This window comes from Bacillus sp. 5w2, assembly GCF_054353775.1.
The window spans coordinates 149,626-167,873 of record NZ_JBTIWT010000010.1 but is presented as its reverse complement, the minus strand read 5'-3'; the positions used below and the strand labels follow the sequence as shown (position 1 = coordinate 167,873).

General features: G+C 31.2%; 27 protein-coding genes and 2 pseudogenes. All 29 read left to right on the top strand.

What is annotated here, in order from left to right:
* Positions 1–311: 311 nt before the first annotated feature.
* Complete coding sequence (locus ACXY7N_RS17975; RefSeq protein ID WP_262984261.1) at positions 312–437, top strand: hypothetical protein; 126 nt, start codon at positions 312–314, stop codon at positions 435–437.
* 15 nt (positions 438–452) lie between these two features.
* Complete coding sequence (locus tag ACXY7N_RS17970) at positions 453–575, top strand: hypothetical protein (RefSeq protein WP_255302416.1); 123 nt, start codon at positions 453–455, stop codon at positions 573–575.
* Positions 576–652: 77 nt separating this feature from the next.
* The gene (locus ACXY7N_RS17965) at positions 653–1,186 is read left to right on the top strand and encodes a SecY-interacting protein Syd (RefSeq protein WP_098986738.1); all 534 of its coding nucleotides are present in this window, start codon (positions 653–655) and stop codon (positions 1,184–1,186) included.
* Between the two features lie 373 nt (positions 1,187–1,559).
* Positions 1,560–2,030 carry a DUF6985 domain-containing protein gene (locus tag ACXY7N_RS17960; RefSeq protein ID WP_000700046.1) on the top strand — a complete coding sequence of 157 codons (471 nt, stop codon included), beginning with the start codon at positions 1,560–1,562 and terminating at the stop codon, positions 2,028–2,030.
* A 226-nt stretch (positions 2,031–2,256) separates the two neighbouring features.
* Positions 2,257–2,406, top strand: a complete 150-nt coding sequence (locus ACXY7N_RS17955; RefSeq protein WP_176542258.1) for a hypothetical protein — start codon at positions 2,257–2,259, stop codon at positions 2,404–2,406.
* A gap of 157 nt (positions 2,407–2,563) precedes the next feature.
* The gene (locus ACXY7N_RS17950; RefSeq protein ID WP_353811136.1) at positions 2,564–2,956 is read left to right on the top strand and encodes an immunity 22 family protein; all 393 of its coding nucleotides are present in this window, start codon (positions 2,564–2,566) and stop codon (positions 2,954–2,956) included.
* 285 nt (positions 2,957–3,241) lie between these two features.
* Complete coding sequence (locus ACXY7N_RS17945) at positions 3,242–3,691, top strand: hypothetical protein (RefSeq protein WP_016087115.1); 450 nt, start codon at positions 3,242–3,244, stop codon at positions 3,689–3,691.
* Between the two features lie 125 nt (positions 3,692–3,816).
* Entirely contained in the window at positions 3,817–4,962 is a 1,146-nt protein-coding gene (locus tag ACXY7N_RS17940) for a suppressor of fused domain protein (protein WP_016087116.1), read from the top strand.
* A 189-nt stretch (positions 4,963–5,151) separates the two neighbouring features.
* A complete protein-coding gene (locus ACXY7N_RS17935) occupies positions 5,152–5,259 on the top strand; it encodes a deaminase domain-containing protein (RefSeq protein ID WP_223261054.1) in 108 nt (35 codons plus the stop codon).
* A gap of 15 nt (positions 5,260–5,274) precedes the next feature.
* Positions 5,275–5,631: an Imm3 family immunity protein gene (locus ACXY7N_RS17930; protein WP_098986737.1), complete on the top strand. Its 357-nt coding sequence runs from the start codon at positions 5,275–5,277 to the stop codon at positions 5,629–5,631.
* Positions 5,632–6,135: 504 nt separating this feature from the next.
* Positions 6,136–6,294 carry a hypothetical protein gene (locus ACXY7N_RS17925; RefSeq protein WP_211481063.1) on the top strand — a complete coding sequence of 53 codons (159 nt, stop codon included), beginning with the start codon at positions 6,136–6,138 and terminating at the stop codon, positions 6,292–6,294.
* A 10-nt stretch (positions 6,295–6,304) separates the two neighbouring features.
* Positions 6,305–6,427: a hypothetical protein gene (locus ACXY7N_RS17920; protein ID WP_255290093.1), complete on the top strand. Its 123-nt coding sequence runs from the start codon at positions 6,305–6,307 to the stop codon at positions 6,425–6,427.
* Between the two features lie 18 nt (positions 6,428–6,445).
* Entirely contained in the window at positions 6,446–6,862 is a 417-nt protein-coding gene (locus ACXY7N_RS17915) for a tetratricopeptide repeat protein (RefSeq protein WP_000422370.1), read from the top strand.
* 11 nt (positions 6,863–6,873) lie between these two features.
* Entirely contained in the window at positions 6,874–7,296 is a 423-nt protein-coding gene (locus ACXY7N_RS17910; RefSeq protein WP_000996346.1) for a hypothetical protein, read from the top strand.
* A 305-nt stretch (positions 7,297–7,601) separates the two neighbouring features.
* On the top strand, positions 7,602–8,057 hold the full coding sequence (locus ACXY7N_RS17905) for an immunity protein YezG family protein (RefSeq protein ID WP_098413140.1): 456 nt from the start codon (positions 7,602–7,604) through the stop codon (positions 8,055–8,057).
* Between the two features lie 153 nt (positions 8,058–8,210).
* Positions 8,211–8,699 carry an SMI1/KNR4 family protein gene (locus ACXY7N_RS17900; RefSeq protein ID WP_016087121.1) on the top strand — a complete coding sequence of 163 codons (489 nt, stop codon included), beginning with the start codon at positions 8,211–8,213 and terminating at the stop codon, positions 8,697–8,699.
* 147 nt (positions 8,700–8,846) lie between these two features.
* Positions 8,847–9,077 (top strand): immunity protein Imm33 domain-containing protein, encoded by a 231-nt coding sequence (locus ACXY7N_RS17895; protein ID WP_483299558.1) that lies wholly within the window; start codon positions 8,847–8,849, stop codon positions 9,075–9,077.
* A gap of 105 nt (positions 9,078–9,182) precedes the next feature.
* Positions 9,183–9,578, top strand: a complete 396-nt coding sequence (locus ACXY7N_RS17890) for an immunity 22 family protein (protein WP_000445625.1) — start codon at positions 9,183–9,185, stop codon at positions 9,576–9,578.
* 137 nt (positions 9,579–9,715) lie between these two features.
* A complete protein-coding gene (locus ACXY7N_RS17885; RefSeq protein ID WP_098560913.1) occupies positions 9,716–10,132 on the top strand; it encodes a hypothetical protein in 417 nt (138 codons plus the stop codon).
* Between the two features lie 307 nt (positions 10,133–10,439).
* Entirely contained in the window at positions 10,440–11,090 is a 651-nt protein-coding gene (locus tag ACXY7N_RS17880; RefSeq protein ID WP_353811137.1) for an SMI1/KNR4 family protein, read from the top strand.
* 335 nt (positions 11,091–11,425) lie between these two features.
* The gene (locus ACXY7N_RS17875) at positions 11,426–11,917 is read left to right on the top strand and encodes a cytoplasmic protein (RefSeq protein WP_098986840.1); all 492 of its coding nucleotides are present in this window, start codon (positions 11,426–11,428) and stop codon (positions 11,915–11,917) included.
* Between the two features lie 119 nt (positions 11,918–12,036).
* Positions 12,037–12,690: an SMI1/KNR4 family protein gene (locus tag ACXY7N_RS17870; protein WP_353811138.1), complete on the top strand. Its 654-nt coding sequence runs from the start codon at positions 12,037–12,039 to the stop codon at positions 12,688–12,690.
* Between the two features lie 72 nt (positions 12,691–12,762).
* Positions 12,763–13,210, top strand: a pseudogene (locus tag ACXY7N_RS17865) (DUF2004 domain-containing protein).
* A 28-nt stretch (positions 13,211–13,238) separates the two neighbouring features.
* Positions 13,239–13,694 carry an immunity protein YezG family protein gene (locus ACXY7N_RS17860; protein WP_353811139.1) on the top strand — a complete coding sequence of 152 codons (456 nt, stop codon included), beginning with the start codon at positions 13,239–13,241 and terminating at the stop codon, positions 13,692–13,694.
* A 56-nt stretch (positions 13,695–13,750) separates the two neighbouring features.
* On the top strand, positions 13,751–14,275 hold the full coding sequence (locus ACXY7N_RS17855; RefSeq protein ID WP_016087128.1) for a hypothetical protein: 525 nt from the start codon (positions 13,751–13,753) through the stop codon (positions 14,273–14,275).
* Between the two features lie 87 nt (positions 14,276–14,362).
* The gene (locus ACXY7N_RS17850; protein ID WP_016087129.1) at positions 14,363–14,830 is read left to right on the top strand and encodes an Imm30 family immunity protein; all 468 of its coding nucleotides are present in this window, start codon (positions 14,363–14,365) and stop codon (positions 14,828–14,830) included.
* A 12-nt stretch (positions 14,831–14,842) separates the two neighbouring features.
* Positions 14,843–15,382, top strand: coding sequence for a T6SS immunity protein Tdi1 domain-containing protein (locus tag ACXY7N_RS17845; RefSeq protein ID WP_000411576.1), 540 nt, complete (start codon positions 14,843–14,845; stop codon positions 15,380–15,382).
* Positions 15,383–15,467: 85 nt separating this feature from the next.
* Positions 15,468–15,953, top strand: coding sequence for an immunity protein YezG family protein (locus ACXY7N_RS17840; protein ID WP_098560911.1), 486 nt, complete (start codon positions 15,468–15,470; stop codon positions 15,951–15,953).
* A gap of 518 nt (positions 15,954–16,471) precedes the next feature.
* Positions 16,472–18,133, top strand: a pseudogene (locus ACXY7N_RS17835) (VaFE repeat-containing surface-anchored protein); the annotation flags it as partial.
* Positions 18,134–18,248 lie beyond the last annotated feature (115 nt).

Here is an 18,248-nt window from a genome sequence, read left to right as displayed (position 1 = left end):
CTATGCGACGAATATAAATATATGAAACTAATGAACTCGTACAAACTCGTAAGTTTTTACGTAGTAGTTGTCAATACATATAAAAGGTGCCATAGTACTCTAAAACTTACAAAATTAATGCTATTTAAAAGAGATGAACTTTGAGTACTTGATTGTCAGCTAAAGACAACAAGTGCTTTTTATTTTAAGATTACAACATAGGGTACGGGTAATGTACTTAAAGGCTATTATCAATCAAGATCAAATGGAAAATGGCATCGACCTGTTGGGGAATACGCCTGGGAAAGGCTCCAATACGGGGAGAGAAGTAAATGGAAAGAATGGGAAATTCAATTTCATCGAAAATCCGTACAAAAAGTGATGGTGAAAATGAAGGGAAACATCCAACTCTAAATACGCCGGTTAATAATGCTGTTTTTAAAAGATATTTTGATTAATATGACGCACAAGGTTTGCGAGGAACTCAATTAATTCACCATCCTATTGGTGGTGGAGGACAAGCGGCTGAAATACCGAAACCTTTACATCCGGAATTTGGAGGAATTCGTACTGCCGAGAAGCGTTTAGGTATATAGGGTAGTGATAGTCCGTATGCAGAGATGCTCCAAAAACTTCTTAATAAATAATAATTTTTTAAATGGAGTGAATTAAGATGAAGGCAGAGATGCTGAAATATTTTGAACAACTTATAGAAGTATGGCATGGATTTAATAATTCATTGCCTAAGGTACCATGGAATGAGGCAGTTATACCGACTATATATGAAGATGAAATTGACGAAGAGGAATATATATGTTGGAAACCTGTTGAAAAAAATGTAATTCATGATTTTCTAGATATAGAGGAAGGACTAGGGATTATTTTTCATGAATCAATTAAAGAGTATTTTAATTCTTATTGGTTTGCAGAATTGGCCGGTTTTTATAAATCGTATAATATAATACTCGAACCAGTATTACCAGGGATTGAATTAAATAATTTTGTTGTTCAATTAATTGGTTATAAAGAAACTCATGAAGATAAATTAGATAATATACCATTAGGTGTAGAAGGTGAAACTGGTTTTTTGATAGTAATTGATAATAATACGGGTGTAGTTAAATTAGAAGACTTTGAAAATGGAACGTATGAAATTTTAGCTGATAGTATTGAACAACTTATATTAGACATTCAGTTAAAAAAATAAGTATATTGGATGGGGTTTCAAATGATACAAGTACTAAAATAACAAAAACATAAATTTTAATATATCATTTGTGTAGGATATAAAAGGTATCGTGCTGCTATTATAAAGCTTATAAATGTATGTTCACCCAAAAAAATGAACTTAAGGCAACCAAGTGCTTTTTTTATTAGTGCATGCAATGCTATAAAATTATTTTATATGAATTCAAGTTAACAAAATTTGCTAATATTATATAATTGAAAATATATTAGCAAAAGACATGGACAATACCCCATTCTTCATAAAAGATCAAGAAACATTACTTAATGGAAGTACACGTAAATAGGGTGGAACGAACTTCGGGAGAAAGAGTAAACAATAAAGGAGATATGTAATGAAAATAAATGATGCCGATTTTGGCGAACTTGAGTTTAATAATTATGATTGGATTGGATATAAAAACATTGATTTTTTTGGGAACGAAGTTAAGGTGACGTTAATAGTTAGGGGAGAAGATGATGGTCATTTTGAGAAAGAACAATATACGGCATATAACTTTTTAATAGAAAGATGGCTACAATTACAACAAAGTATTTTAGAGTCTATATTAGATTATTATAAACAAAAAAGAGATGAACTTGGTTACGATGTTGAGCCTAACGAAAGTTATCCTTTAATAGAAACAGCTACTCAAGTTCTTGAAAAAATAACCTTAGTTGGAATTTTTATTCCGGATAATGATCTTATCGATTTTCTTGATATTGGACTTACATTTGACTGTACGTGGGATATGGAAAATGGATTAGGTCTTTGTCTTATGAAAGGTGAAGTAACAGAGGTAGGTTATCAGGATGTTGTACTTTAAATTTTGAAGCCTATTTTTATAGAGACAATAATATTGTTTAATTATTCATTCGTAATATATGAGCTGCAGCTTTAAAAGAAAAATCACCAAAAGAAGTAACAGTTAAGGTTGATGTAATATACTTTGGGAATGATATGAGTCTATACAAATTTATAGTTACTTACAATATAGATGGTAAGCCAGGTAATGCAAAATTAAAAATTTTATAAAAGGAGGGAAATGTAGTATGAAAGAGTTTGAAGATAGATTTAGTGAATTGCAAGCTGATATGATATCCATATGTATGGAATATGTTGAAGATAGAGCGGATAAAGTATATATTTACGCTTCATGTGAAGTTACCAACATAGGAGCTAGTAATATTAATACAAAATAACTAGGAGGATTCAAATGATAGAACTGAATTTTTAACTATAGGCAAAAAGTATGTATTAAATGACGATCCTATTACTAATAATGATGAGAAGAAAGTTTAATAAATAGTTTGTAGGTTTATGTATAAAAGAATGTGTGAATAGAAAGGTAGTAGAATTATGAAAGAGAAAGTATCCATATGGGTTGGAAATTTTGAGAGTAAGGATGAATTTTTGAATTATACAAATAATGAATATACAGAAGATGGAGATAGTATATCTTCTAATTTCGAAAAGGACTTTAATTTGATTTATTATGATCGTGATTTAGTTGAAAAGGAATGGGTTAGTCAATCAAAAAATAATATAAAGGATTTATTGAAAGGTTTTTCTTACGTTGATCAATTTATTCAACGATTTAAGTATACAAACTGTGAAAAGAAATTTAACGCAGCCATTTTAATTTACAATATGGGATACAATGCTAAGCAAAGAAAGGTTAAATATAAAAGTAACGAATTAGAATTTGTTGGAATTTATCAATATAGTATACCTATTGATGATAGATGGTAAATTTAAAGTTGGCTATAATTATGAGTATCTTCCAGAGGTAAATTCGTATGAATGACAATATGGGAATATACAATTTAACCTCATACCTAAATCTAATTTCAAAAAGAAATATTTGGACATTCATGAAGGGAAGAAAGTTTGAGTACAGTGGATTGTACTAGTACTGGATTGAGCATATTAAAACTTATAGTAGATTAATACAAATTCATATTAGTTTAATAATCAATGTAAAAAGATGATGTAATACATATACTATTAGAATGAAAGCATTAGGAGAGGCAATTTATGATAATAATGAATAATTACTCCAAGGTAGGAACATATATCATGTTAGAAAGTAGCGGATATTCAATAGTCGAAAAGAACAAGGTAGAGTTGGTTAGACAAGGTGTTGGAGGATTTAGTGAAGATGGGCAGGTAGTTGGTATATATATTAAAAATAACAAATTATATTTTTTCTATAATGGACTTTCATTTGAAACATCGATAGGCAATTTCATTTGTGTAAATAGGTATATTTCCAAATATGAAAGATGTTTTAGTGTAACAATAGCAGGCCGAAATATCTGCCATATAGTTTACGAGCCTTTTATTGATCCGGGAATGATCTATTATGATGCAGATCCTGAAGAGTTTGATGTGTTACTATACTTAAGTAAATTATTGAAGAACGAGGATTCTATTAAGAGATTTTTGTACGGAATGGAAATGCTAAAAGAGCAGCATAAAGAATAGTGTTTTGGGTGTGGATACAATGAACTTTAAAATGTAGTACCATTACGAGTTAATTTGAATAACGCTATAAGAAAATTATCGGCATCTTTACGGAGAAAAAAAGAAGTTGAGATAAGGGGATTAATATGCAAAATATTCAACTAGCTAAAGGAATTCGTACAGCCATTAAGCAAAATAATGTTAAAGGTGTAGTTGAGTTAATTGGTTCAGATACTGAGCTCTTGAATATGTCGATGAGACCGTTTGGAACTTTTCTTCATGTTGCAGCCACACATGGAAAGCTTGAAATAGTCAAGCGACTTATAGAATTAGGTGCTGATATAAATAAGCGCGGTGATGTATATGGTGGTGGGGCACTTAACCAAGCGGCTTCAAAAGGACAGTTTGAAATTGTTAGGTATCTATTGACTTGTGGAGCTGAAATGGATACGAGTGAACCGGAAAGGAATCCTTTGTTTGGTGCTATTCAGGGTGGATATATAGATATTGTAAAACTTCTGATTGAAAATGGAATTGACATTCACGTTAAGTACACGGGAGAATATATGAAAAATATGAATGCGTTAGCATTTGCACATGAACAAGGGCAAATAGAAATAGCGAATTTATTGGATGCTACTAAAAGAGGGGCATATAAAGATACTGGGGAAAATGAAAAAACTGAGATTTTAGATTATATAACAGAACAATTCGGCCCCATTGAGGATACTATCAGTGAAATCATACCCGGTAGTAAGGTATCAATTGATATTCAAATTATATTGCCATCAAAAAAACATGATTTTATAACTCTTGTGACTACTGGGATGAGTGATTTTGCAATGGATGATTCGGAAGACAGTAAGGGATTTAAGTATGCTGAATTAGTATTAAAGTTGCCTGCAAATTGGCCAATAAACAAAACAGAATTGACGAACAAAGATAATTATTGGCCTTTGAAGTGGGTGAGAATGGCTGCTCACATACCTCATAAATATGATGGTTGGTTAGAGGAAGGGGTCATTCTTCCAAATGGAGAACCTCCAATGCCATTTGCTTCTAATACAGAATTATCATGTATTTTAATCGGTAGATCTAAAGAGGTAAGAAGTTTTGTAGATTCAGAAAATAGAATGATTAATTTTTATACTTTAATACCTATTTATACAGAAGAAAGAATCAAAGCTTTACAAAAAGGACATGAATATTTAATAGGAAAATTTGATGAATGTGGTGTTTCAGATGTACTTGATATTAAAAGAGAAAACATTGGATTAAAAGAACAAGACTAGAGGTATTACATTTACTTGTTATAATATGTTTGATACGTAAGAATATTATGCCAGTATCCATTGACCATGGATGCTGGTTTTTTAACAGATATAAAAAATTGTAAGATTGAGTATATGTTTTTGAATGAAATTGCTTTAAAACTGGGGTATGCTGTAAATATTACTGGTAAAATTATATCATTTAGATAAATAGATACGTGTGATAGTTGTAGCAAAGTAATAGCTGAATTTGCTAATAAATATAAGAATATTGAATTGGAAGTTATTCGCAATAACGATGAAAGACTTAAACTATAAAAGAGGAGTGATATCATGGAAGACTGGGAATATAATGAAATATTTGAGGTGATTAACGAAGACTATAATGATTATTTAAAATTAAATAGGGGACATGATTATGCAATAGCGAGAACTGTTAATGAATATATAAATGTTGGAAAGGTAGAAGACTTTATTGTTGATACTGCTGTAGGTGAAATATTGTTATCCAAAAATAAGGTCTTTATTGGATATGTTGAAGGGATAACAAAGAGATTAAGTATGTTTAAAGATTTAGATGTTACAAACGAACTGACACATGAAGAAATAGTAGACTTGACTAATAGGGTAGAGAAAGTACTAGATGGTCTTAGTAAGGTTGAGATAGATTATAACCTTTATTTCGAGTAGTTATTTGCGAAATTGAACAAGGATATTTTTAAATTATGAATTAATGATGTGCTTTTTATGGATATTTACTTTGGACAACATGAAAGATGATATGCTGAAATTCAGAGCCCATGAAGGTAGTACCATCATGGAGTACAATGTACGATGATAGAATAGAAAACAAAGTACGAGCTTAGGCAAAATGAAATTTTACATAGTGGTGAATATAAACACATGGAATGGGCATGAAACCAATAAACCCATAAGTTTTTACGTAGTAGTTGTCAATACATATAAAAGGTGCCATAGTACTCTAAAACTTACAAAATTAATGCTATTTAAAAGAGATGAACTTTGAGTACTTGATTGTCAGCTAAAGACAACAAGTGCTTTTTATTTTAAGATTACAACATAGGGTACGGGTAATGTACCTAAAGGCTATTATCAATCAAGATCAAATGGAAAATGGCATCGACCTGTTGGGGAATACGCCTGGGAAAGGCTCCAATACGGGGAGAGAAGTAAATGGAAAGAATGGGAAATTCAATTTCATCAAAAATCCGTACAAAACGTGATGGTGAAATAGAATTTATGGCAAGTGATAATAAATGGTATCCTCTAGATCAAGCAGATATGACTCATTTAACTGATGTAGTTTTATGGTGGAATAGTACATACAGGTAGACATTATGGAGTGAAGTCCCCAGCGGTTAGAGAATGGATGTTAGACTCCAATAATTATGTATTAGATCATGATAGTTTAAATCGATTCGCAGGTACAAAGTTAAATGAAAACTACTTGCCAACAAATAAATAATTATTGGGAGGATTTATATTGGAACTCAACGATCAAGTGTATGACCGAATTGTGAGATTATGTAACAAAGGAGATGCTTTTGTTGAAAAAGGAAAAGATGATAAAGCAATAGAGAGCTATATAGCTGCTCTGGATTTGGTTCCGTTACCGAAGACCGATTGGGAAACAAGTACATGGATTTATACAGCATTAGGAGATACTTATTTTTTAAATTGTGAGTATGAGAAAGCAAAAAGTAATTTATATAATGCACGAAACTGTCCGGATGGTATTTCAAATCCATTTATTTTACTGAGGCTTGGAGAGAGTTTATTCGAGTGTGGGGAGCTTGATAAAGCTAAGGAGTATCTGTTAAGAGCTTACATTTTAGAAGGCTATAAACTCTTTTTTAATGAGGATGATAAGTATTTTGAATTGATTAAGGATATGATTTGAGGAGGATAAATATGGCCATTTTACAATCACCTATAAAAGAAGAATTCGAAAGTCTTTTGGAAAAAAGCAATGAACAATTTAATAATGGTAACTATAATCATTCTATTGTGTTATTAGAAGAGGCATGGGATATAATACCTGACCCTAAAGGTATTTATTGTGAAGAGAGTTACCATTTAGTTAAGGATATTATCTCCACTTGTTTTATGCTAAATGATTTAAAAAAAGCAAAAGAGTGGGCAGATAAAATATTTTTAACTGGATTTGCACGTATAGATTCCGGTGATAAGGAATTTATTGCAGGAAAAGTTTCTTTTGAATTAGGTGATTTAGAAACCGCAAAAGAATTTTTTAGTATTGCCAATAAAAAATCAGAAGGTAGATGTTTTGGGAATCCGAAGAATACTAAGTATCTTAAATTATTAAAAAGTTAAATGTTTAGCTGCGTAAAAGGGCAAGATTATGCAGGACATTTGGCAGGTGATAGATTTGAAGGTTCACCTGAAATTGAAAGTTTAGTTTCGCAATTAACTGATGTGAATTTGAAGAAATATAAATAAGTTGAAAATAAATGAGCTGCAGCTTTAAAAGAAAAATCACCAAAAGAAGTAACAGTTAAGGTTGATGTAATATACTTTGGGAATGATATGAGTCTATACAAATTTATAGTTACTTACAATATAGGTGGTAAGCCAGGTAATGCAAAATTTAAAATTTTATAAAAGGAGTGTAATGTAGTATGAAAGAGTTTGAAGATAGATTTAGTGAATTGCAAGCTGATATGATATCCATATGTATGGAATATGTTGAAGATAGAGCTGATAAAGTATATGTGTACGCTTCATGTGAAGAAGATATGATTTCTAGTAGTTTCTTTTATTTCATTAACAATAAGTATGTAGAGTGTCACAAGGTTAATGATGCATTGGAAAATGGAGAAAAAAGATATGATGTATCTCCAGAACAAATGTTTCAGGTTCTACAAATTATAAGTGAAGATATCGAAGGAATTGAAATGTTATGCAAAGAATACGAAAAAGATATGCCAACTGAGATGAAATTAATATACGATGCTAAGAGTGGTAAGTTTAAAGCTGAATATGAGTATGATTTAATCCATACAAATGATGATATAAAAACGGCGGATGATTTTGCTGATGAGTGGTTTGAGGAAGTGAAAAATAATAACCTTTAAAAAATCAAAATTAATAGATATATTTAAATTGAATTAATAACTCATGAAAGTTTGAGCATTCATTTGTAGAATAGCGATAATACCAAATTCCAGATAAAGTGCAATTGGTATCAACCACTTAGATGAAAATAAATTATGGGGAGATGGTATTAGATGAGTCATATAGAATGGGATAACCCAGATAAACTTGTTAGTCGGCATTATGTGCTAGAGGTAGCCCGAAAAATGGGCGTTCATTTTCCACAAGATTATATTGAATGTGTACTTGAAAATAATGGTGCAAGTGCAGAACCCGAAGCTTTTGATGTAAACGAAGTAGAGCGGGTATTTGGCTCGTTACTTTCTTATGATGAAAAACGCATAGAGAATATATTAAAGATTTATGAAAATTATAAAGGAACAATTCCTAATCAGGTTATTCCTTTTGCAATTGATCCTTCAGGAAATTTGATCTGTTTTGATTATAAAAATCATGAAGAAAATCCAATTGTCATCTATTGGGAGCATGAAGGCGCATGGGAGAAAAAAGTGTTAATAAAAAGTGAAGGGATTACAACAGAAGAAGCAGAGAAAGTTGCAAGGGAAAATGTATTTTTTGTTGCTAATACGTTCACAGAGTTCTTAAGTAAATTACATGATTAATAGAAAGTTAAAATGAAAGGGTTATTTCATAATTAATTAGAGGAATGGGGAAAAATGAATCAAAAAAACCTATTAAATTATTAAAAAACTGGTGCCTGTATTGTTTCAAAAAATATAATTAATAAAACAGGAAAATTGAAACGGATATTGAGAGAAAATTTAATAGAAGCAGCAGATGATGGTTGGAAATTATTTTCGAAAATTGATGATGATGATTATATTAATAATTCTGAAAATTTAGCGTTGTGTGATTTTAATGCCGTAGCAAATATTGAACTGGCCATTCTGGGAATATACGAGCTACCAATAGGTAGTGATTTACAATTAGTTTCTGAAAATGGAAAAATAAGATTTATTAATAATTTAACTGGTGAATAATTGAAATATTTAAAAAGAATTTAAGAAGCTGATTACACTATATCTAAAACAGTGTGCCTAATTTATTACTATTAGAACATAGAAAAATTGGAAAGGAGGATTAATATGGAAAGTCCAGGAGTTGTTTCTCTTTGGTTTGGAAATTGTACTAGCAAAATGGTGTTAAGAAAGTATGTAGAAATAAAATATGATAATGAGGGGAACAGAATCCCTTCGTGTTTTATGACTGATTTTCAAATAGATTTCATTGAGTATAACCAAGACTTATTAGAATGTACATATAATGAACATGTTACATCGTCTTTGTCTGAATTACTACAGAATGCTTCGTATTCTGAATTAATTATAAGTGAACTTATAGACTTTTATGGTGAAAATTTAGAAGAACAATACAATACTGTCATTAGGTTATATGATTTTGAGTATGAAGAACTTGTTGAAGAAGCAAAACTGGATAGTAGGAACTTTAAGTATATAGGGTCGGTAATTTATGAAGATTAGAAATTTAATGTAATGACCACGTATATATATTACACCGGATTAAATGTATTAAAGTATTTTTTGAAGTAAAGAAAAGCCTTTCTTTTCAAAAGACAAAAGGTGCTTTTTTACATAGGTAATTTTGGAGGTAGATAGGAATGGCTTATGTAACAGGTGAAAAAGGTATCTTTATACAAAAATTAATGGATAAGAGTAATGAAGAGTTTGATAAAGGGAATTTAGAAGAGTCTGTTTTTTTATTGGAGCAAGCATGGGGAGAGCTTCCAAATGATAAAATAACTTATGATGAAAGTTTTTTAATAATATGGGGTATTTTAGATATCTCGATTATATTAAGTGATGTTGAACGGATGAAAAAATGGGTTGATAAAATATTTGTCGCAGATCCTGAAAGAGGAGATACAGGCGAACGAGAATTTTGGGCTGGCAAGGTGGCTTATGAAGTAGGAGATTTCTCTAAAGCTAGAGGGTATTTAGAGATAGCTAATAAGAAATCTAGAGGTAGATGTTTTAGTATAGAGGATGGAGAGTATTTGATTTTTTTAAAGAGTTAATGAAATAATCTCCAATCGACTAAATTGAAGGATTTTAAAATGATATCGGGAGTTTCTAAGTTAGGAAGATGAAATATTAAAGGAGGTTTCACAGATCTTATAAACAATTTATTTATACCCTCGGCATAGTAGTCCTGCAAATACATATTCGGATATAAATTACTTTATTTTGACTGTATATACAGAATCTTCATATGAGGTAAAGAAAAAATAACAATATCTATTATTAATATTCTTGGCTTAGTTTGTTAGTAAACAACCAGATACAAAAGAATACATATAAAGTATAAATAGGGATGTAGTAAAAATGACAATGATACAATTTAATTCTTATCATCAAAAAGTAGAGATAAAGAGAAATTTAGAACTTATTAACTTAGAACATAAAAAAATTAGAGAGTATGTAAATTTTGATGTATGTTCTTTTGAGCAATTAGATGAATTTCAAGTAGGATACAGTATTGACACCGATGGAAACTCCCTTGTAACCGATGAGGAAGATACTTGGGACGCAAATTGGATTGTTATTGCATATGAAACGATGTGTGGAGATCCAATTATTATTGATTTAAGTGAGGAAAGATACCCTATATCTTCCATCATGCACGGAATGGACAGTTGGAGTGGTGGCGATTTTCTTGCAGATTCGATGGACTCATTTATTAATTTTATGAAAGATATAGGTGATTTTCTTACTGAGAAACAAGAAGGTAAAAGAATGATACAAACTAAAGAATTGGAAATATTGCTAAATGAGTTTTTGGAAAGAAATAAATTTACTGATTTTGAAATATGGCACTCTTTATTAAGTCCATTATTTGATATTGCAGAAGAATATGAGCAAACAATGGAGATAAAAGTAAAAAAGATGAAGGAAGAAGGAAAGAAAATAACGGAGATTGCTCACATGCTTAATATAAAACCTAAAGAAGTGTATGAGTATATTAAAAAAGTTTAATAGAAACTCTTCACTTTTAAGAGAATAATCAAGCACGATGAATGGAGCAATACAGGCAGAAAATGCTCGAATTTTTATAAAGCCGAAACAAAAAATCTGCTGAAGAAGAATCCATTTTGATCAATCTTTTTTTCAAAATGGATTCTTTTTATTTATTGTAAAACCTAGGATTAAGAGTTGTTTTTGATTAGACTTTAGGGCATTGGGTTTCGAGGCAGCTCTGCATGAGCAAAGATACTTACAAAAAATCAATGAAATTCAAATGAATATCCATAAGTGAATACAGTATGGAGAATGGGACTGAAGGACGAAGGACGCGGAAGGTGGATACAGGGATGAAGTATGGTGAAAATACTAAGTTAGTTGAGGAAGTTATCGAGTATATACAAAAAAGAAGCTTATTTGATAGGAATGATATAAAGTTACATGAATTATTACATGACATTGAAATGATTCATGATTTTGATAAAGCACAGGAATTGGCTTGGTCTCAAGATTTGGATGTTACCCAAATCGTTTGGGATGATATGAAATCGGATGAAAGTGCAAAATTATTAGAAGGAACTTATAACCCTAATATGGAATCAAAAAAAGAGATGTTATATGAAGTTTTTTCTGATAACTATAATTATTATCAGGCGTTTATTTCTATTGATCATATAAATATTCTTGAAGAAGTAGAAAGAGATCTTGAGATGTGTGCACTAAATCGTTTAGTAAATGGAAAAGTGGATAATTTTTATGAAAAGGTATTTAAGGTGTATAAAATGGGAGGATGGAAAGGTGAGTACATGAAAGGGAAAATGATTGTCTACTTACCAAATTAAAAATGAAGGCTTACATACCGACATACTTTATGAATTTCATGAACTCTATTGCGAAACGATTATAGAGAGAGGACAGGCGATACGTTTAAATATCTTGATAGTTTAGGAGGGATTATTAAATGATTAATTTATTTAATATTCCAGATTTGATAGAAAAGTCAGCAGCGAGTGATATTGAAATTCAAGCAGTAGAAAATCGCATGAATGTTACATTACCTAATGTATATAAGGAATTATTGAGATGTACAAATGGCTTTTCAATAGGTGGTGGGTTACTTATTTATGGTACGGAGCATATTGCAGAAAGGAACGAGGTTTGGGAAGTAGATGAGTATGCGAGGGGGTATGTCTCAATTGGTGATGACGGTGGGGGTAATGTATTTTTAATGGCTCAACATGCAGAGGAAAAAGAGGTGGTAGTAACTGATTCTGGGGACATGAATCCAAGCCATGCTACTGTAATTACCACTGATTTTAAAAAATGGGTAAATAGTGGTTGTGTAAGTGAAATAGAACAGAAAACGATACATAAGTCGTCTGATATTTGTAATATAGTGTTAGTGAAAACTCCTAGTGAAGGTTTGAAAGATGTAATAAGAATAAAGAACGTATTAGGGCTTGAGATTTCCGCAATTGATTTGCTAAAGGGTTCAAAAAATCTGCCTTATATATTAGTAGAGAGATTTCCATACGGGAAGGCGAAAAAACTCATTGAAAAATTAGCAATTGATAGTACTATACTGAGTATAGAAACTACTGGAAAAAACAGTTAATATCAGAGGGTAACTTTCATACGAATAGAGAAATCGATATGGATCCAAGGGAGTAAATAGGGAGAGTTAAAAATGATTATAAATGATGCAGTTTTTGGTGAGATTGAGTATACATATGGATGGGTTAAGGACATTAACGTTGAATTTTGTGGAAAAGAAGTTGAAATAGCATTGATAGTAAAAGGTGAAGAAGACGGTAAGTTTGATGAAGGACAATATACTGCTTATAATTCATTATTGCAAAATTGGGAACAATTGCAGCAAGTTTTTTTACAAGCAAGAGCGTCAACAATTAGGGTATGATATTGGATTTAATGAAAATTATCCGTATATCGAAACTATTGACCAATTACTTAGGAGAATCACTTTAGTTGGAATTGTAGTCCCATATGGAGATATTCATGAAGAGCGAGATATTGGGATAACTTTCGATTGTACGTGGGATACAGAGAATGGACTAGGAATACGTCTACTAAATGAAAAAGTAGCTGAAGTGGGGTATCAAGACGTTGCCATTTGAATTTTAATCTAAGGAGTGAAAAAGTAGTATGAAAGAATTTGAGGAAAAGTTTAGTGAATTGCAAGCTGATATGATATCTATATGCATGGAATATGTTGAAGATAGAGCGGATAAAGTGTACGTTTATGCTTCGCGTGAGGAAGGAATTATTTCGGGAAGTTTCTTTTATTGCATTAACAATAAGTATGTAGAACGTCATAAAGTAAATGATGCATTGGAAGATGAAGGCGGCAGATATGATGTGTCTATCAAAAGACAGTCTATGGCATTGCGCATTATATGTGAAGATATTGAGAAAATTGAAGAATTATGCAGAGGGTATGAGCGTGACATGCTAACTGAGATGAAATTGATATATGATGTTCAAAGTGGCAAGTTTAAAGCTCAATATAAGTATGATTTAGTATATACGAATGACGAAGTTAAAACAGCTAGCCATATTGCTGATGAGTGGTTTGATGAAGTGAAAAATAATAACCTTTAAAAGGGGTACAGTAATAGTTATATTTTAGTTAGATAGATAATGAATGGGAGGAGAAAATGGAGAAATCAGTATTAGAAAAAATAGAATTAATTAAGGATATTTTAGGTAATAATCCATTTTGTTTGCTTATTGGTGAAATTATAGAGGTAGAAAAAATTTTTGATGAAAAATTAGAAGAAGGCCCATTGAAAGATTATAATTTTATTATAAAAAAATATGAAAGGTTGAACGGTGGAGTAATTACTATATATGGTCATCTAAAACGCGAAAGTATTCAATTTTATACGGAGGACATGCCAGGTGGTGCTGATAAGTGGATTTGTATAGGGAAAATTGAAAGGTATCCATTGTTTATTAATAAGATGAATGGAGAAGTTTCTTGTTTGTATGGAGATTTAAGTAATCAAAATTTTATTATTGAATCATATGGTGATTTTAATAATTTCTTACAACATTTTTATGTAGGAAAAAAATATTGTGAATTAGGTAATAAGTTTGTTCAATTTAGAGGGATTAGTGAAACTGTTGGTAGTAAAGAGGATGATTGGTATCAGTTATTAGAAAGTAATAATTTATTATAATAGATTAATTGAACGTATTATGAACATAATGATGTGAAAATATGTGATAAATTATAATAACGATGTTGTAAAAAGGAGGAGAAGTAAATGGATTTTAATGAGAAAATCTCCATTTTATATAAAATGCGTTTTCTAGAGAATGAAGGGGATGATATTGAAGTTTTTGAGAGTATTCTCAATGAATTAGCGAATGAAGGGACAAATGATATAATTTCTGATCTTTGTATAATTTTTGAGGATGATATTGCTGAGCCATCAGCGGGTGACTACCTTATTGAAACGATTTTTTATATTGCTGAACATTCCGGGGTAGAGGAAGGGCTATACAAATTAGCTATTAGTATTCCTAAAATGTTACCTCATGCAGAATTCTGGGCGGAAAGAATTCATCGGACACTTTTACATTCAAAAGGTTTAGTCGTATCGTATATGAATGTTTTAGAAAATATAAATAGTTCAACAAAGCAAATAATTAAAGGAATTCTTCTTGAGATAAGAGAGGACGACCCAGATTTATATTTAGAACAAGTAAATTCAATCTTAGGGAAATTGTGATAAGGAGATACTATGGAAAAGATAAGTGATTTTATATGTTTCGAAAAGTCGTCACAAGAGATTGTTGAAAAGTATACAGGTAAAGTTCCTGAACAAATAATAGCTTTATGGAAACAATATGGATTTGGAAGTATGTTAAACGGATATTTAAGGTTGATAAATCCAGAAGAATACTTAGATATATTAAAGGAAAGTTATATCCGTTATGAAGAGGCTATCCCGGTTTTTACAACAGGTATGGGAGATATTCTTGTGTGGGAAAATAACTATTTATTATTACTTAAGTATCGAAAAGGTACGGTAGATGTAGCAGGTGGAAAATTTAAGTTTTTCTTTAAAAATACGAAAGATGACTATTTTTTAGAGAAAGTATTGGATTGGATGCCTTACAAACAGGCAATACACAGGTACGGAAGCCTTGAAATTGATGAATGTTTTGGTTACACACCGTTACTTCCATTAGGTGGATCAGAAAAAGTAGAAAACTTACAAAAGGTTAAACTTATCGAGCATGTTTATTTCATTACTCAATTTATAGGTCCAATAGAATAATGAACGAAGAAACTGGAGGCAAGATAAAGAGGCTTTCAGATTTATTATTTTGACAAAAGGATATTACTGTAAGGGAGTAAAGTAAATGAATGTAGAGAACGTGGAAAGTATTTATCAAAAAGTAGTTATGCAGTTAAACAGTATTATTCCAGAACCGTGGGAAAAAGTAATGGTATATTCAGAAGTTGATGAATATAGTGATTCGACGGTATTTTTCTACTATCCAAAAAATAAGCAGGAACCGATATACAGTTTAGATATTGAAGATATGGAAGGGATTGATGAAGATGAGACTGATCACCAATTAAATCTTCTTGACAGTATCTTTAGAGAGTTATGGGAAGAATTTAAAAGAAATAAGAAGGAACCATGGACTAATATAACATTTGAGTTATACTCTACTGGTAAGTTTGATGTTGAATTTGATTATACTTTATTAGAGGAAGAAAATAATTATAATTATTATGAGAGATTACTTATATGGAAGTATAAAAAGTTAAGAGTTTCTCCTGATGAAAAGAGAGAAAGTGATGTGAAACTAATTAGAGAATATATTCATACACAAAAATGATCTTTACTAGGGTTATAGATATAAGGTGTTTGAAAATAGATATCCTATGATAGCTGTCCTATCATAGGGTAGGTGTCTCATTTTTTACTGTATCGAATATCTCATCTCATACGTTTTTATACTTATTATCTATGGTTACACACAACTCATCGTTTACTCTTGCCAACAATCTATTTTCCTCAATGATTCTCACCGAATCATCTTTCATGTATAAATTAAATCGAGCACGTAATTCCTAGTTTGTTTCAGGAAATACGCTTCATTTCATAACAAGTCATTGGCAAATCCCAATAATCAAAATTCGGAAAATTAAAATAAAATGTTAAAGTATGTAATTATTTGTTTTATAATGGAATTGTGTTTTGGTAAGAATATTTTAAATGTTTGTAATCTAAATCAAACAGGAGGTTGTAAATATGGGGAGGAAATATGTAATTAGGATTCTAGCTTTACTCTCTGTCATATCTCTTTTCTTTAACTTAATGTTACCAAAGGCTAGCGCAGAAATTGAAAAGATTCCATCATTGAAAACAACAGCTACAAACAAAGCTGATGGCGGAAAAGAGATGCATGCAAAGGAGTCTATCACGATCCAAGACAAAGTAGAGTACACTAACTTAGTTGTTGGTAAAGAGTATACTGTAAAAGGTAAACTAATGAATAAAGTTATAAATAAGCCATTATTAATTGAAGGAAAAGAAGTAACAGCTGAGACTAAGTTTACAGCAAAAGAAACGAATGGTTTTGTAACATTAGACTTTCCTTTCGTTGGTGCAGAACAACAAGGAAGAGAAGTGGTAGTGTTTGAAGAACTATATGAAAATGGTGTTTTAGTGGCAACTCATGCTGACATTAATGATGTAGGGCAAACGGTTCGATTCGTAGAACCAACAATCAAAACAACAGCTACAAATAAAGCGGATGGTGGAAAAGAGATGCATGCAAAAGATTCCATCACGATTCAAGATAAAGTGGAATACAAAGATTTAATCGTAGGGAAAGAATATGTTGTAAAAGGTAAACTAATGAACAAAGTTACGAACAAACCATTATTAATAGATGGAAAGGAAGTAACAGCTGAGACTAAGTTTACAGCAAAAGAAAAGAACGGTTTTGTAACATTAGACTTTCCTTTCGTTGGTGCAGAGCAGCAAGGAAGAGAAGTGGTAGTATTTGAAGAGGTATATGAAGACGGTGTTTTAGTGGCAATTCAATCTGACATTAACGATGTGGGGCAAACGGTTCGATTTGTAGAACCAACAATTAAAACAACAGCAACAAACAAAGCAGACGGTGGAAAAGAGATGCATGCAAAAGATTCCATCACGATCCAAAATAAAGTGGAATATAAGGACTTGATCGTAGGAAAAGAATATGTTGTAAAAGGTAAATTAATGAACAAGGTTATGAACAAACCATTATTAATAGATGGAAAGGAAGTAACAGCTGAGACTAAGTTTACAGCAAAAGAAAAGAATGGTTTTGTAACACTAGACTTTCCTTTCGTTGGTGCAGAGCAGCAAGGAAGAGAAGTAGTAGTGTTTGAAGAGGTATATCAAGACGGTGTTTTAGTGGCAGTTCAATCTGACATTAACGATGTAGGGCAAACAGTTCGATTCGTAGAACCAACAATCAAAACAACAGCAACAAACAAAGCAGATGGTGGAAAAGAGATACATGCAAACGAATCTGTCACGATCCAAGATAAAGTGGAATACAAAGACTTAATCGTAGGAAAAGAATATGTAGCAAAAGGTAAACTAATGGATAAAGCAACAAAGAAACCTTTACTAGTTGACGGTAAAGAAGTAGCAGTAGAATCTAAATTTACTGCAAAAGAGAAGAATGGTTCTATCACACTTGATTTCACATTTAATGCTTCTAAACTACAAGGTAAAGAAGTAGTAGTATTTGAAAAACTATATCAAGATGATATCTTAGTAGCAATCAACGTTGACATTGAAGATGCGGACCATACAGTGAAGTTCAAAGTGGAAAAATTAGAAAAAACACAGCAGGAAAAGCCGCAATTAGAGCAACCTAAAACAGGAAAAACATCAAAAGCTGGAACATTACCAGCTACAGGTGGAAATATGTACTTTACGTGGTTCTCAGTCGGGGCCGGTCTTTTGTTATTAACTCTTGGAGCAATATTATTTATGAAACGTAGAAATGCATAATAATTAAATAGTCTTTTAGACAGAAGATATGGATAGGAAATATAGTCATAAAGAAAGGCTCTCTTTTGATTCGTTTTTTCAAAAGAGGGTCTTTTCCTAGTAACATACTGGTTGG

Excerpts from the sequence above, each read along its gene's own strand:
- ACXY7N_RS17855 (WP_016087128.1), top strand. The coding sequence starts at position 13,751 with ATGGAGAAATCAGTATTAGAAAAAATAGAATTAATTAAGGATATTTTA.
- ACXY7N_RS17910 (WP_000996346.1), top strand. The coding sequence starts at position 6,874 with ATGGCCATTTTACAATCACCTATAAAAGAAGAATTCGAAAGTCTTTTG.
- ACXY7N_RS17930 (WP_098986737.1), top strand. The coding sequence starts at position 5,275 with ATGGAAGACTGGGAATATAATGAAATATTTGAGGTGATTAACGAAGAC.
- ACXY7N_RS17960 (WP_000700046.1), top strand. The coding sequence starts at position 1,560 with ATGAAAATAAATGATGCCGATTTTGGCGAACTTGAGTTTAATAATTAT.
- ACXY7N_RS17890 (WP_000445625.1), top strand. The coding sequence starts at position 9,183 with ATGGAAAGTCCAGGAGTTGTTTCTCTTTGGTTTGGAAATTGTACTAGC.
- ACXY7N_RS17875 (WP_098986840.1), top strand. The coding sequence starts at position 11,426 with ATGAAGTATGGTGAAAATACTAAGTTAGTTGAGGAAGTTATCGAGTAT.
- ACXY7N_RS17885 (WP_098560913.1), top strand. The coding sequence starts at position 9,716 with ATGGCTTATGTAACAGGTGAAAAAGGTATCTTTATACAAAAATTAATG.
- ACXY7N_RS17860 (WP_353811139.1), top strand. The coding sequence starts at position 13,239 with ATGAAAGAATTTGAGGAAAAGTTTAGTGAATTGCAAGCTGATATGATA.
- ACXY7N_RS17955 (WP_176542258.1), top strand. The coding sequence starts at position 2,257 with ATGAAAGAGTTTGAAGATAGATTTAGTGAATTGCAAGCTGATATGATA.
- ACXY7N_RS17975 (WP_262984261.1), top strand. The coding sequence starts at position 312 with ATGGAAAGAATGGGAAATTCAATTTCATCGAAAATCCGTACAAAAAGT.
- ACXY7N_RS17870 (WP_353811138.1), top strand. The coding sequence starts at position 12,037 with ATGATTAATTTATTTAATATTCCAGATTTGATAGAAAAGTCAGCAGCG.
- ACXY7N_RS17905 (WP_098413140.1), top strand. The coding sequence starts at position 7,602 with ATGAAAGAGTTTGAAGATAGATTTAGTGAATTGCAAGCTGATATGATA.
- ACXY7N_RS17945 (WP_016087115.1), top strand. The coding sequence starts at position 3,242 with ATGATAATAATGAATAATTACTCCAAGGTAGGAACATATATCATGTTA.
- ACXY7N_RS17940 (WP_016087116.1), top strand. The coding sequence starts at position 3,817 with ATGCAAAATATTCAACTAGCTAAAGGAATTCGTACAGCCATTAAGCAA.
- ACXY7N_RS17840 (WP_098560911.1), top strand. The coding sequence starts at position 15,468 with ATGAATGTAGAGAACGTGGAAAGTATTTATCAAAAAGTAGTTATGCAG.
- ACXY7N_RS17845 (WP_000411576.1), top strand. The coding sequence starts at position 14,843 with ATGGAAAAGATAAGTGATTTTATATGTTTCGAAAAGTCGTCACAAGAG.
- ACXY7N_RS17950 (WP_353811136.1), top strand. The coding sequence starts at position 2,564 with ATGAAAGAGAAAGTATCCATATGGGTTGGAAATTTTGAGAGTAAGGAT.
- ACXY7N_RS17925 (WP_211481063.1), top strand. The coding sequence starts at position 6,136 with ATGGAAAGAATGGGAAATTCAATTTCATCAAAAATCCGTACAAAACGT.
- ACXY7N_RS17900 (WP_016087121.1), top strand. The coding sequence starts at position 8,211 with ATGAGTCATATAGAATGGGATAACCCAGATAAACTTGTTAGTCGGCAT.
- ACXY7N_RS17850 (WP_016087129.1), top strand. The coding sequence starts at position 14,363 with ATGGATTTTAATGAGAAAATCTCCATTTTATATAAAATGCGTTTTCTA.
- ACXY7N_RS17880 (WP_353811137.1), top strand. The coding sequence starts at position 10,440 with ATGACAATGATACAATTTAATTCTTATCATCAAAAAGTAGAGATAAAG.
- ACXY7N_RS17965 (WP_098986738.1), top strand. The coding sequence starts at position 653 with ATGAAGGCAGAGATGCTGAAATATTTTGAACAACTTATAGAAGTATGG.